Source organism: Enterococcus sp. FZMF (assembly GCF_030263915.1).
In the GTDB taxonomy this organism is placed as follows: Bacteria; Bacillota; Bacilli; order Lactobacillales; family Enterococcaceae; genus Enterococcus_D; species Enterococcus_D casseliflavus.
Genome location: NZ_CP127160.1, coordinates 405,391 through 419,279 on the forward strand (window position 1 = coordinate 405,391; position 13,889 = coordinate 419,279).

15 protein-coding genes are annotated in these 13,889 nt (G+C 44.6%); 14 read left to right on the plus strand and 1 reads right to left on the minus strand.

Annotated elements, in window-relative coordinates:
• Positions 1 to 124 precede the first annotated feature (124 nt).
• The 13 genes from QN079_RS01955 to QN079_RS02015 all read left to right on the plus strand — a co-directional run bounded on the left by QN079_RS01955 (position 125) and on the right by QN079_RS02015 (position 11,488).
• Positions 125 to 1,039 (plus strand): ABC transporter permease, encoded by a 915-nt coding sequence (locus QN079_RS01955; RefSeq protein ID WP_289230330.1) that lies wholly within the window; start codon positions 125 to 127, stop codon positions 1,037 to 1,039.
• A gap of 22 nt (positions 1,040 to 1,061) precedes the next feature.
• The gene (locus QN079_RS01960) at positions 1,062 to 1,955 is read left to right on the plus strand and encodes a carbohydrate ABC transporter permease (RefSeq protein WP_005227226.1); all 894 of its coding nucleotides are present in this window, start codon (positions 1,062 to 1,064) and stop codon (positions 1,953 to 1,955) included.
• Positions 1,956 to 2,020: 65 nt separating this feature from the next.
• Entirely contained in the window at positions 2,021 to 3,646 is a 1,626-nt protein-coding gene (locus QN079_RS01965; protein WP_289230331.1) for an extracellular solute-binding protein, read from the plus strand.
• A 37-nt stretch (positions 3,647 to 3,683) separates the two neighbouring features.
• A complete protein-coding gene (locus QN079_RS01970; RefSeq protein ID WP_289230332.1) occupies positions 3,684 to 4,385 on the plus strand; it encodes a DUF624 domain-containing protein in 702 nt (233 codons plus the stop codon).
• Positions 4,386 to 4,503: 118 nt separating this feature from the next.
• Positions 4,504 to 5,520: a serine hydrolase domain-containing protein gene (locus tag QN079_RS01975; RefSeq protein WP_289230717.1), complete on the plus strand. Its 1,017-nt coding sequence runs from the start codon at positions 4,504 to 4,506 to the stop codon at positions 5,518 to 5,520.
• A gap of 45 nt (positions 5,521 to 5,565) precedes the next feature.
• Entirely contained in the window at positions 5,566 to 6,519 is a 954-nt protein-coding gene (manA, locus tag QN079_RS01980) for a mannose-6-phosphate isomerase, class I (RefSeq protein ID WP_289230718.1), read from the plus strand.
• A 199-nt stretch (positions 6,520 to 6,718) separates the two neighbouring features.
• Positions 6,719 to 7,858: a cysteine desulfurase family protein gene (locus QN079_RS01985; protein WP_015508865.1), complete on the plus strand. Its 1,140-nt coding sequence runs from the start codon at positions 6,719 to 6,721 to the stop codon at positions 7,856 to 7,858.
• A gap of 68 nt (positions 7,859 to 7,926) precedes the next feature.
• Positions 7,927 to 8,268: a DUF1831 domain-containing protein gene (locus QN079_RS01990; protein WP_005232263.1), complete on the plus strand. Its 342-nt coding sequence runs from the start codon at positions 7,927 to 7,929 to the stop codon at positions 8,266 to 8,268.
• 177 nt (positions 8,269 to 8,445) lie between these two features.
• A complete protein-coding gene (locus QN079_RS01995; protein WP_289230333.1) occupies positions 8,446 to 9,291 on the plus strand; it encodes an aldo/keto reductase in 846 nt (281 codons plus the stop codon).
• Positions 9,292 to 9,332: 41 nt separating this feature from the next.
• Positions 9,333 to 9,938: a metallophosphoesterase gene (locus QN079_RS02000; protein ID WP_005227234.1), complete on the plus strand. Its 606-nt coding sequence runs from the start codon at positions 9,333 to 9,335 to the stop codon at positions 9,936 to 9,938.
• Positions 9,939 to 10,143: 205 nt separating this feature from the next.
• Positions 10,144 to 10,707: an alkaline shock response membrane anchor protein AmaP gene (gene amaP / locus QN079_RS02005; protein ID WP_289230334.1), complete on the plus strand. Its 564-nt coding sequence runs from the start codon at positions 10,144 to 10,146 to the stop codon at positions 10,705 to 10,707.
• An 11-nt stretch (positions 10,708 to 10,718) separates the two neighbouring features.
• Positions 10,719 to 10,913, plus strand: coding sequence for a DUF2273 domain-containing protein (locus QN079_RS02010; protein WP_005227236.1), 195 nt, complete (start codon positions 10,719 to 10,721; stop codon positions 10,911 to 10,913).
• 56 nt (positions 10,914 to 10,969) lie between these two features.
• Positions 10,970 to 11,488: an Asp23/Gls24 family envelope stress response protein gene (locus tag QN079_RS02015; protein ID WP_005227237.1), complete on the plus strand. Its 519-nt coding sequence runs from the start codon at positions 10,970 to 10,972 to the stop codon at positions 11,486 to 11,488.
• Between the two features lie 85 nt (positions 11,489 to 11,573).
• Here QN079_RS02015 and QN079_RS02020 read toward each other — a convergent pair whose 3' ends face one another.
• A complete protein-coding gene (locus QN079_RS02020; protein WP_289230335.1) occupies positions 11,574 to 12,287 on the minus strand; it encodes a C39 family peptidase in 714 nt (237 codons plus the stop codon).
• Between the two features lie 460 nt (positions 12,288 to 12,747).
• On the opposite strand from QN079_RS02020, the gene mnmA reads away from it, so the two are divergent.
• Entirely contained in the window at positions 12,748 to 13,866 is a 1,119-nt protein-coding gene (gene mnmA, locus QN079_RS02025; protein WP_026008140.1) for a tRNA 2-thiouridine(34) synthase MnmA, read from the plus strand.
• The last annotated feature ends 23 nt before the right edge of the window (positions 13,867 to 13,889 follow it).

Sequence of the window (13,889 nt, forward strand, 5' to 3'; positions counted from 1 at the left end):
TTTATAATAAAAAAGAATCGAGATTCGATGGCTCTGGACGCAGAGATTGTTTGTTGTTTATTTTGTATGCGGTTTCTATTGTGGGTGCGACAAGGTGGAATTGGGAAGACAAGGAGTAGATGTGATGGAAAAAAAGTGGATACAGCGATATTTTGCTCAGTGGGATCTGCAGATGATGGTACTGCCTGCGATCATACTGGTAGGCATTTTTAGTTATATCCCAATGTACGGGATTTTGATGGTGTTTCAACAGTACAATATTTTTGAAGGTATGACAGGCAGTCCATGGATCGGCTTTGATAATTTTCGGCGCTTTTTTAGTGAACCACGTTTTTGGGAAATTTTACGGAATACCATTATGATCAGTGTGCTAAAGATTGCTATTTGTTTTCCAGCACCGATTTTGTTGGCATTGATGCTTAACGAGGTCAAGAACGTTGCCTTCAAGCGTGTGGTGCAGACGATTACTTATCTCCCACACTTTTTATCATGGGTGATCGTGGCGGGGTTTACGATGTCGATTTTATCGATGGATAACGGTAGCTTAAATATTGCTTTGGAGAGTTTAAACCTGATCGATGAACCAATCAACTTTTTATCGATCCCTCGCTATTTCTGGACGATCATCGTTACGACAAATCTTTGGAAATCGATTGGCTTTGGCTCGATCGTCTATATGGCAGCCATTGCTGGGATCGATCCGCAACTGTACGAAGCAGCATCACTAGATGGCGCAACGAAATTTCAGCAAGTCTTTTTGATCACTCTGCCTTCGATCGTTCCAATCATTACGATTTTTCTCATTTTGGAGATCGGCAACTTATTGAATGCGGGCTTTGAAGATTTGCTTTTACTGGGGAGCAATCCAGCTCTTAGAAATGTGGCGGATGTCATTGATACCTATGTGTATCGGGTAGGGATCAGCAACTCTCAATATTCATACGCAACAGCTGTTGGTTTGTTCAAAGCAGTCATTAGTGTCACTCTTTTGAGCGGAGCAAACTTTTTCGCACGCAAAGTGGGTCACAGCTTATGGTAATCAGCAGAGGAGGAAATGAACAATGAAGAAAAATTGGGGCGACCAAGCGATGATGATTTTTATTTACCTCTTCTTGATAACGCTTGCATTCTTGACGTTTTATCCCTTCTGGAATTCGCTGGTGATTTCCTTTAATTCTGGACGTGACACGGTGACTGGTGGGATCACGTTTTGGCCAAGAGAATTCACGTTGGAAAACTATCAGATCGTCTTTCAAGATCAGCGCTTGATGAATGCCTTTTTCATCAGTGTCTTACGGACAGTGATCGGGACGTTTTCATCGATCATGCTGACAGCGATGGCAGCATATGGAATGTCAAAAAGAGAACTGATGGGGCGAAAATTTATTACGATTTTTTTCATCCTCACGATGTTCTTCAGCGGCGGCTTGATTCCAACCTTTTTAGTGGTACGTTCACTTGGACTGATGGATTCTTTTTGGGTAATGATCATTCCTGGTCTGATCAGTGTTTGGAATATGATCATCTTCCGTACGTTCTTTCAGCAACTGCCGAAAGGATTGGAGGATTCAGCGAAAATTGATGGTTGTGGGTATTGGGGCACGTTTTTCCGAATCATTTTGCCGTTATCAGGTCCAGTCATTGCCACTTTGTCGCTATTTACCGCCGTTGGGCATTGGAATGATTGGTTTATGCCAAGCATCTACATTACTTCAGATCATCTCATTCCCTTGCAGACCTTTTTGCAACGAGTCTTGAATTCGAATACGGTGAGTTCGCAAATGAGTCAAATCGATTCTGGCTCAGCAGCACGTTTGGCGGAAATGACTGGTGTCACTGGCAAGTCCTTATCAATGGCAATTATGATGGTGGCGACTTTGCCGATCGTAATGGTTTATCCGTTTGTCCAAAAGTATTTTGTAAAAGGTGTATTGATTGGTTCGTTGAAAGATTAGCAGAGCAGGAGGAACTCTCTTGATTAGAGGGGAGAAGGAACGAAACGTTGAAAGGGGATAAAAGAATGAAAGCAAAGGTATTAAAAAGCGTGCTGTCAGTGACTGCGATGAGTCTCTTACTGGCTGCTTGCGGCAGTGAGTCAGGGACAAAAGAAAGTGATGGGGCGGCAGCAAATGACCGTGACAGTTCGGAGGTCTTTGAATTAGGTAGTGAACCGTTGGAGATCACGATGTTTGGTAATTATGATTGGTACACGATGGATCGTTGGGGAGATGATCCAGCAACTGCTGCTATCAAAGAACTGACCAAGGTAGATATTCGTGCAATCGATGGTGGCGGGAATGCAGCACAGCGGCTAAGCACAATGATCGCTGGCGATGATCTACCTGATTTTATTTGGCTTGATCGAGGGTCGGATGTGGAACGGCTGCGAGAAGCGGGTGCCTTAGTGCCATTTGATGATTACTTGGATAAGTATCCAAACTTGAAAGAATGGGCGGGAGAAGACATCCTGAACATGCTTCGTTCAGAAGACGGCAAACTTTATCAGTTTCCCAACTGGTATAGCTCGGAGCCTTTCGGGAATGCCGGTTATGTCGTCAATAAAGAGATCCATGATGCTTTAGGTGCGCCAGAATTGAAAACAACAGAGGATCTTTATGAGTATTTGAAAGAAGTTCAAACAGAGTTTCCTGATGTCATTCCATTTGAAACAGATGTCAGCGGACAAGGGATCAATGTCTTGTACTCCGCATTTGCAGAAGGGCGTTCACCAGCAGATATCCGCATTCGCGCTGTTCCTGAAGGCGACGTATTGACCTCGATCTTTGCCAATGAAAACTACGTAGAATCGATTGAATATGCGTCAAGACTGTACCGTGAGCGCTTGATGACCCAAGATACCTTGACCCAAGATGCAGATATGGTGGCAGAAAAAGTAACCAGTGGTCGTGTAGCTGTCTATGCGGCTGCCAGCCCGTCCAACTATGCTCGCGATGCCCATTACATCTTGCAAGAACAAAATCCAGATGCGGGGTATTTCTATATCGAGCCGATTGCAAAACCAGGACTAGATCCTGACAATATTTTCCCAGGTTCCTATGAAATGCTAGGGTGGAATGTCAGTGTCATTACTAGAAATGCAGAAGACCCAGAAAAAGTCTTTGCCTTCTTAGACTGGTTGACAGGACCGTTGGGCCAATCGATCTTGATGTTTGGTCCAGAAGGCCAGTATTGGGATGGCTTTGACGAAGAAGGCTATACGCAATTTACGGATGCCTATGCAGAAGACAGTGCAGGCGTTTCGGAGATTGAGCAAGCAACATCAAGTTTCCAATGGAACGGCAACTCCGCCTTTTTAGACAATACCAAAACAAAATTTGAGTTAAATCTTCCAGAAGATCAAATGAACTGGGCAACGAAATGGCAGCATGCCATCACTTGGGACACGCAAAAAGACGACACGGAATTTGCGGCGATCAACCCGATGCCAGACTCACCAGAAGGAATTATTCAGCAACGGATCAACGATATTTTTGAAGAAGCCAATGCTTCAGCGATCTTTGCTGACAGCGATGAAGAAGTGCGTGCCATCTTTGCTGAGGCGGAAGCACAAGCAGCGGGCTATCAAGAGTTGCTGGATTATCAAACAGAGAAATGGCAGCAAAATCTACAAAACTTAGCCCGCTAGAGGGGAAATCAGCTGATTAGAGAAAGGAGGCGGACTGATGGGAAATGAACGATGGTATCGTTGGTATGGTGCCAGTCAAGCGATAGCTAGTATGTTGCTTTTGAATGGCTACTGGTTACTGTTCAATCTGCCCGTTCTATTGCTAGCTTTGGGGCTGATTTTCCCCAGCTCACCTCGTCAGTTTCTTTTCTCTTTGGTTGGTTTGATCATTAGTTTTCCTAGCATTCTTTTGCCAGCGACCTTTGCTTTATTTGGGGTCATGCGGCGCTGGTTGTACTATCAAGAACCACGACAGGCCATCGGAGGGACCTTTTGGCGGCTCTATCGGGAAAATTATCGGCGCAGTTTTGCCGCAGGCCTCTTTTTCGGTAGTCTCGCTTTGCTGCTGATAGGCTCTTATCGCCAAATCGATTCCTTTCAGCTGCCTTTATTGGCTGTCGGTTATTTGTTTTTAAGTAGCATTTTACTCGTGTGGTTGCTGTATTTTATCTGCGACAGTGTGCATTTGGCGGCACCCATGCGGATCGCCATGATCAAAAGCTTTTTCATCATCTTTTGGGCACCGTTGCAGACACTGATGTTACTAGGGCTGTTGAGTGGCCTCGCTTTACTGCTCGTCTTGATCCATCCCTTACTCGCGGGATTGATCGTAGGGGGACTAGGTAGCCACTGTGCCTGTTACAGTTATTTGAGAATCATCCAAAAGGCGCAAGCAAAAGCTGCACCAGCTGACGAGTAATCTATGTAACACTGATTAGAAAAAAATCTGAAAACTATCCTTAATGGGTAGTTTTTTTCATTGCGAAAAGTGCTAAAGTTAGAAACAAGACAAGCCTGAAAGGAGCGAGTATGGAATGATGACAATGTACCCAAAAACAATACAGCTCATTCAAGAAAAAATGCCGACCGTTTTCCCAGGAGCGGTGCTGCGTTTTATCGCTGGTGAAACCCAAGAGACCCATGTATTCGGACAGGCAGCGCTTCTTCCGAAAACCGAACCTATGACGAAAGATCATTTGTTTGATTTAGCCTCATTGACGAAAGTCGTTTGTACAACGAGTGTTCTGTTAAAATTGCGGGATCAAGGAAAAATCGAGATGGAGGCGCCGCTTACTCGTTGGCTGCCAGCGTTTAAAGACAATCGGGTAACGATCAAGCACTTGCTGACGCATACGGCAGCCATCAACACGTGGATTCCTCATCGAGACCAGTTGGCTGCTGCTGCCTTGCGCAAGGCGTATTTGCAGCTTGAAAGCAGTGATACGATCGGTCAAACGGTCAGCTATACGGATACTGGGACGATTTTGCTGGGCTTTTTATTGGAGGAGCTGTATCAAAAACCAGTGACCGAGATTTTTCAAGAAGAAGTCTTGACGCCTTTAGGCATGAAGAACAGCGGCTTTCCGCCTTTTCCTCCCTCACAGCTGCCAATGATCGTGCCTACCCAGCAGCAGCCAGACGGCAGCATCCTTAGAGGAATCACCCACGATCCTAAAGCACGGGTGTTGGGAAACCATGCCGGCAACGCAGGGTTGTTTTCTACCGTGGATGACTTGACGCTTTTCGTTCAACTGTTACTGGCAAATGGTCAGCAGCAAGGAGCGCCGTTTTTCTCAGAAAAAGTCATGCAGGCGCTAGCTCACAGGCAGACGCCTGAAAGCACAAAGCCTCGCACCTATGGTTGGGACTTATTAGGCGCACCGTATCAATTATTTCATACAGGCTATACAGGCACGTTTCTCGCAGTAGATATCCCTAACAAAAAAGCGTTTATTTTCTTATCGAATCGGGTCCATCCAGTGGATCATCGAGAAAGCTATTTGGGTCATCGTGACGAAATCCTGCAATGTTACTTAAAAGAAACTGCCGAATAAGCGGATTCATGCTATAATATGCACGAACAACTAGAGAGGGGAACAATTATGGAACCATTGTTTATGAAACCTGTTTTTCAAGAAAAAATTTGGGGCGGCAGTCGCCTGCATTCTGTTTTTGGTTTTGATTTACCGAGCGACAAGATCGGTGAAGATTGGGCGATCAGTGCGCATCCTCATGGGGTGAGCGTCATTGAAAATGGGCCGTTTAAAGGCAAAACATTGGCGGATCTTTGGCAAGACCATCAAGAACTATTTGGTCATTCAGACGAACCAGTCTTTCCATTATTAATTAAAATTTTAGACGCAGAAGATGATCTATCCGTTCAAGTCCATCCTGATGACACGTATGGGTTAGCCCATGAAGGGGAATTAGGGAAAACGGAATGCTGGTACATCATTGATGCCGAACCAGGTGCGGAAATCATTTATGGCCACCATGCACAAACCAAAGAAGAACTTGCGGAGATGATCGATGCGGGTCGTTGGGATGATTTGTTAACAAAAGTCCCTGTGAAAAAAGGCGATTTCTTCTATGTGCCAAGCGGAACGATCCATGCCATTGGAAAAGGGATCATGATCTTGGAAACCCAGCAGAGTTCGGATACGACTTATCGGGTGTACGACTATGATCGTACCGATGATCAAGGACAAACTCGGGAGCTGCATATCCAACAATCGATCGATGTGACGACGATTCCTGCACGGACGCCAGAATTATCGATCCGTGAGGTCAAACAAGGACAATCAGCAGTCGTTACCTATCTTGAAACGCCATTTTTCAATGTGTATGAGTGGGAAGTACGTGGGAAATTATCGTTGGCACAAAAGGCCGATTATACTTTGATGACCGTGATCGATGGGTATGGGCATTTGATAATCGACGGTCATTCCTATGAACTAAAAATGGGCACGAGCTGCATTTTGCCAAACCCGATCAAGAAATGGGAATTGGTTGGTGAATTGACTGTCATTGCCTCTGAACCTGGAAAAAAATAAAACGATCAGTAAGTGTCGTGAGCCGCACGAGCAAAACAGCACACGTTCCTGATTTTTCGTAAGGCTGAACTCGTTCAGCTGCCTGTCATCATTGGCGATTTTTCCGCTTTTGACTGACAGGTTTTTTCGTATGGACACTCACGATAGACGTCTGAGGAAGATTTGTTATAATGGCAGTAATGAAGGATAGGTGAAAAGAATGGTTTACTTAGATCATGCAGCAACGACACCGCTGCATCCAGAAGTGATCAAAGTGATGAGTGAAACGATGCAGACATTTTTTGGCAATCCATCAAGCATTCATCATTATGGTCGAGACGCCCACACCCAATTAGAATTGGCTCGTCAAGCGATCGCTCAGCAGCTAGGAGTCAAAGAACATGAGATCATTTTTAATAGTGGTGGTACCGAAAGTGATAATACAGCAATCATCGGTACAGCTCTTAGCAAACAAGCACAAGGCAAACATATCATTACGACCCAGATCGAACATCCGGCGGTCATTGAGAGTATGCGCTATTTAGAAGGCTTAGGCTTTGAGGTGACCTATTTGCCCGTAGATCAAAAGGGGCAATTGGCCGTCAGTGAAGTTGAGGCTGCCTTACGTCCCGATACGATTTTAGTATCCATAATGACGGCAAACAATGAAACGGGCAATTTGCTGCCGATTGCAGAAATTGGGGCCCTTTTACGGGAGCATCCCGCCGTGTTTCATACCGATGCCGTGCAAGCTTATGGCAAGATCCCGCTTGAAATCAATGAAAACAGTATTGATCTTCTAAGCATTTCTGCTCACAAAATCAACGGACCAAAAGGGATCGGCTTTTTGTATAAACGAGATGGCTTGTCGCTGCCTGCGCTACTCCATGGCGGCGAGCAAGAAGAAAAACGGCGAGCAGGGACGGAAAACTTAGCAGCCATCATGGGAATGGCCAAAGCAGCTTCTTTGCATACCCCCGAAGCGCAGCAAGCAGCGGCGGAACAATATCAAACGTTTGCCGATGTACTGATGGAGACCTTAGCAGCACAAGGCGTCGATGTTCAGTTGAATGGTGATCCAGCACACAAATTGCCGCATATTTTGAATCTGCGTTTCCCAGGTGTCAGCAGTGACTTGCTGCTGATGAAATTGGACTTAAAAGGGGCTGCCATCTCGACAGGCAGCGCTTGTACGGCGGGCAATGTAGAGCCCTCCCATGTGCTCGAAGCGATGGTGGGCAAAGAGCATCCAGCTATTCGGGAATCGGTCAGAGTCAGCTTTGGCTATGGCAACACATTGGCGGAAATCGAAGCATTTGCTCAGCTATTAGCAGAAACTGTCTTAGCCACGAAAAAGTAGGAGAACAGCTAGCAATCTCGCTGAAAACTATTTATAATGAAAGAAATGATGTTAAAGAGGTGAAGAACATGGCATTTGAAACAACAGCAACCGTTTTAGGCGCAGCAACCCAATACCGCATTGCTCCTGAAGCAAAAAAATATACGTTGCGGGACAATGGCTTTACAGAAACGAACGGCGGCAACTTCCAATTGATTCGCGGCCTTGAAGCAACACCCCAAAGCAAAGAAGGCTTTAAATTAAAAATCACTGTTGCAAAAGATCTGCAAACCTTCAAGATGTCCATCACGACAGCCAATGGGTTAAAAGCAGTCAACATTTTCAAAGATGAACAGCACAAAATGCTGCAAGAAAAATTTTACTTTTTAATGGATGGTTTTATCAGCCGCGGGTTGTTTGTCAAAGCGTAAGCTTTTGTCAAAAGTAGCTATATCATTCAAAGGGCAAGAAGTGTGTCACTCCGCCAAGCAGGCATGGGATTGATACACTTCTTTTGTATCTTTGGCGGTTTCTTTTTATACTATAGAAAACAAACCCAAGGTGTTCGCAGGAACAGGATGAGTTAAGACGAGAAAGAGGGAATCAAGATGAAACGAACCTTAAACAAGCAATCAGTGCTAGCCGTCGGCATGGGGACTTGGCATATGGGGGATGACCCAGCCAAGGAAAAAGCCGAGATCGATGCGTTGCAAGCGGGCATCAAAGCTGGAGCGGCTGTCATCGATACCGCAGAAATGTACGGCGAGGGAAACGCAGAAACGCTAGTTGGCAAGGCGATCCAGCCCTTTACACGAGGGGATCTTTATTTGATTTCAAAAGTCTATCCCTGGAATGCCTCCTCAGATGAATTGCCGAAAGCTTTAGACCGCAGCTTAACGCGTTTAGGCACCGACTATCTTGATCTGTATCTGCTCCACTGGCGAGGAGATGTGCCGTTAGCAGAAACAGTTGACGCACTAGAAGCTGCCAAAGCCTTTGGAAAAATTCGCGCATGGGGCGTCTCTAATTTTGACGTGGCAGATATGGAGGAGCTGTTGCGGTTAGAAAACGGCGATCAATGTGCCGCCAACCAAGTACTCTATAATTTAGGTGCCCGGGGGATCGAATACGATCTTTTGCCTTGGCAGGCAGAGGCTGAGATTCCTGTGATTGCCTACTCACCCATTGCTCAAGGCGATCGGCTAGGACACCACTTCAAAAATGATGAAGTGTTGAAAGAGCTGGCAGAAGCCAAAGGCTGCACGATCTTTCAGTTGCTTTTGGCATGGACCCTTCGACAACCCCACGTCTTAGCGATCCCCCAAACCAGTGACTCGCTGCATATGCTGCAGAACATTGAAGCTTGCAAAATCGTTTTTTCCCAAAGCGAATTGGCAGCAATCGATGCGCGGTTTCCTGCACCGACGAAAAAGCAGCCGTTAGCGATGATTTAAAGACGCTGATCACAGAAAAAGCACCAAGGTAAGGAGCGACTATGAAATTTTTTACGTCTGATACCCACTATTTTCATGCAGCCTTGCTCGGGGACAATGACTTTGCCCCACGCCCCTTTGAGACAGTGACGCAAATGCATGAAACGATGATCGCCAGCTGGAATGAGGTCGTGGCGGATAAAGATGTCGTCTATCATTTAGGGGATGTCGCGATGCACCCTGATTACGAAGCGGGCTTTCCAGAAATTGCTGCGCTGTTAGCACAGCTGCAGGGCAAAATCGTTTTTATCAAAGGCAATCATGATACCCGAGCTTTCTTTGCGTACTTGCGCAAGCATGATCCTGGTTGTTTGGGAGCCGAAAAGTATGCGTTTGAAGATGTCGGTGTCTTGCTGAAGTTTGCTCATCAGCAATTTATACTGACCCATTATCCTATGCTGCTGGGGATCACCAAAAACAGCCGCAATCTGCATGGGCATATTCATCATCACAGTGTACCGATCGCTGAGAATCTCAACGTAGGAGTCGATGCACCAGAATTGGCGTTTCTGCCACAGCCGCGTCCTTTTGGTCGGCCAGTTTCCGAAAATGAACTGGCGGTGTTGTATCATGCAAAACAACAAGAACTTACTAAGCTGGCTCGTTAACAGATAACAAAAAAAGCAAGCGTCCAAACAGATTTGGGCGGCTTGCTTTTTTTGTGATGACTTTGACAGCAAGCTTTGATTAAGGAAATTTTTTTGATAAAAATAAACTTTATATGTAAAAAATAATCGATTCCAAGAGTTATTATTTGATGGATATTTAAGAAATGTGTATGCTTTAAGTAGAAAGCAGTAAAGGAGGTTGCCAATGCGTAAGATTTCTAAAGTGATTTTTATCATCGGATTGCTTTTACTCTTACTTGTCTTTTATTTTGGGATCATCGCCAATCAGCAAGCGGCTTCATTGCCTGTTTACTTGATTCCTTTGGATGAATATCCTTGGGTCGGATCTTCCATGAGTATGCTGCTCTTTTGGTTATCTGTTGGCTTTGCCATTTTCACCGTGATCGCGCTCTTTGTCGTTTTGTTTTATCCAAAACGTTCGGACAGCTTGATCATTTCCCATAAAACAGGCGATTTAGTGATTCAGAAGAAGGCGTTAGAGCATTTTGTGCTTGAACGGGTGAAACAAGCAGATTTCATCCATCAGCCATCTGTAAAAATCAAAATCGTCAAGAATAAAGTATCCGTAAAAATCGATGGAGAAATGAAACAAACAGCAGCCATCCCGCAAAAACAAGAAGCATTGGTTGGTGAGATCAGCAGCAGTCTGCAGCAGCTTTTCGGTATCGAAAGCAATATCCAAACGGAAGTTGTCTTAAAAGATACGCAAGAAACGCCAGCAGCCCATGACCAGCCGCGTGTAGTTTAGGAGGAACAGGTATGAGTGAATGGTTCTACCACTATAAGATCCCGCTTATCTTTGCAGGTTTCGGTTTGATCCTAGCGATCCTGTTTCTAACGATCGGCTTTTTGAAAACCATACTGCTGGTGCTGTTTACGGCACTAGGTATGTATCTGGGATTTTATCTCAAAGAAGTCGGATTCTTTGAACAATTTCAAAGACCGCGCCGTTAACTTTGGTAACATTATTTGTTTAATTTATATCAAGATTATAGTAGGAGGAATGTACGATGGAAAACCAAACAAAACCAACAACAGGTGTTAAAGGAGAATTAACTTACGAAGACAAAGTGATTCAAAAAATCGTAGGCATTGCATTAGAATCTGTAGACGGACTCTTAACAGTCGATGGCGGTTTCTTCTCAAATATTGCAGGTAAATTAGTCAACACCGATGATGTGACTTCAGGGATCAACGTTGAAGTTGGGAAAAAACAAGTGGCAGTCGATCTTGATATCGTTGCAGAATACGGCAGCGACATGACCACGATCTACGACCAAATCAAAGAGGTTGTTTCAACACAAGTCAACAAAATGACGAATTTAGACGTCATCGAAGTAAACGTGAACGTAGCAGATGTCAAAACACGTGAACAATTCGAAAAAGACTCTGAAACAGTTCAAGACAAAGTAAGCAGTGCGGCAGAAACAACTGGCGACTTTGCGTCAAAACAAACACGTAAAGCCAAAGGTGCCTTCAACCGAACAACGACGCGTATTCAAGAAAACAACGAACCACGCGTTCAATAATAGTAAGATAAGCAAAGACTAGCTTCGGCTAGTCTTTTTTTGTCGCAAAAATGGCGTGTTTTTGCAGCTTCAGCCCATCAGAACATCAAAGCCAAAAGCTCCAATAATGGATTCCTTCTGCTTGAAAGACATCGTTAGGATAGCTTTTCTCATAATGGGCTTTTTCGGGGGAATCATTAGGATCGAATACTTGAACATTTCCTTCTTTGTTCAAAGCCAATACCATGATATGTCCTGAGGTCGTAAAGGTTCCTGCTTGAACCGAGACCACAACGGGAATGCCTTGTGTCATTTTCTCATAGGCAGCCGCAAAGGAACTTCCTAAATCGGCAAATTGGTAACCAAAAGCTTCGGCAAACTGAGGAAAGATTTGCCAACTCGTTCCTTGTTTGGGAAGATAAAATTGATCGCCAGCCCACTTTAATAGTTTGTCAGGATTCGATGGATGATCCGTCCAAAAAGAATCGATCATCGCTAAAGAAGTAATAGCGCACCCGTTTGCTGCAAACGTATTTTGCGTTTCTCCATATCCATATGTGTCATTGCCCCAGCGTTGATCGGTTTGTACAATCAACGACAGTTGCTGCGTGTCTGCCATCGCTTGTTGAATCGCTTGATTGGCTTGGTGAGTGAACTCTTTTGAGACAAGCGCTGTCTGATCAAACGCAGCATCCCTGACCTGATCAATCACGTAATGAATGACAAAAACACCACCGATGAGAAAAAGCAGTAGCGCAAGGCTCTTTCTTTTCTTTCCGTCGTTTCTCCTAGTTTTCGATATCCCTGTGTGTGATCTCATGAAATGCCCCTCCTCATAAAGTAGTATCTAAAAGAAGTATAGTCTTTTTCTGATAGCGGCATTTCTACATTTCCTGAAGAATTCCATACGATTTTATGACAAACGACCGTTTAAAAAGTAAGTTGTTGTCGTTTGGACAGCTGTCGATGAAAGACACAAAAACAGCGCTTCTTCTATTAGACTGAGTGGGGGAATAACGAACAGCAACTTCTCTCCAGATGACTTTTCTAAAAATGATTTTGCCCCCTAGTGATTTATTACGCCAAGAACAGCAGTAATAAGAGGACGGCTGTGGATCGAATGAAATAAGAACTTATCTAGTAACAAGGAATTTATAAGAAAAGACAGCAAACAGTGAACTTTTTTGTGTTTTGTTGTATAATGCAAATTACTGAAAAGTTGCGACCTTCAAATCGTAGATGATTTCAGAATCTATAATTGAAATGATGGTGAAACGATCATGTCTAACGAAAACACCCGTGTGGTGGTTGGAATGAGTGGCGGGGTAGACTCGTCAGTAACAGCACTTTTGCTGAAAGAACAAGGGTATGATGTTGTCGGGATCTTTATGAAAAATTGGGATGATACCGATGAAAACGGTGTTTGTACCGCAACAGAAGACTACAAAGACGTAGCCAAAGTGGCTGCGCAAATCGGGATTCCTTATTATTCAGTGAATTTCGAAAAAGAATATTGGGACCGTGTATTTGAATATTTTCTTGCAGAATACCGTGCCGGACGGACGCCAAATCCAGATGTCATGTGTAACAAGGAAATCAAGTTCAAAGCCTTTTTGGATTATGCGATGGATCTTGGTGCCGATTATGTAGCAACTGGCCATTATGCGCAAGTGACCGTTGATGAAAACGGCGTGACTCATATGTTGCGAGGCGTGGATAACAACAAAGATCAAACGTATTTCTTAAGCCAATTGTCACAAGAACAATTGAGCAAAACCATGTTCCCACTAGGCGGCATGGAAAAATCAGAAGTACGAGCGATCGCTGAACGGGCAGGTCTAGCAACAGCCAAGAAAAAAGATTCCACGGGTGTCTGCTTTATCGGAGAAAAGAATTTCAAACAATTTTTGAGTAATTACTTGCCAGCGAAAAAAGGCAATATGGTTACATTAGATGGCGAAGTCAAAGGACAACACGATGGCTTGATGTACTACACCATCGGACAACGTCAAGGCTTAGGCATTGGCGGCGGCGGTGCCACTCAAGAACCATGGTTTGTCGTAGGAAAAGACTTAGCGACCAACACTTTGTATGTGGGGCAAGGATTCCATCACCCCGCATTGTATGCAGATCGCTTGGAAGCAAGCCAAATCCACTTTACTACAGAACAAGACCGCGGCACGGAATTTTCATGCACAGCAAAATTCCGCTACCGTCAACAAGATGTACCAGTAACGGTGCGTCTATTAGATGGAGATCGAGCAGAAGTGATTTTTGACGAACCAGTCCGCGCCATCACTCCTGGACAAGCAGTCGTTTTTTATGACGGGATGGAATGCTTGGGCGGCGGTTTGATCGATGCAGCCTACAAAGAAGCCAAAGAATTACAATATGTTTAACCACTAACACAATCAGCCCTAGC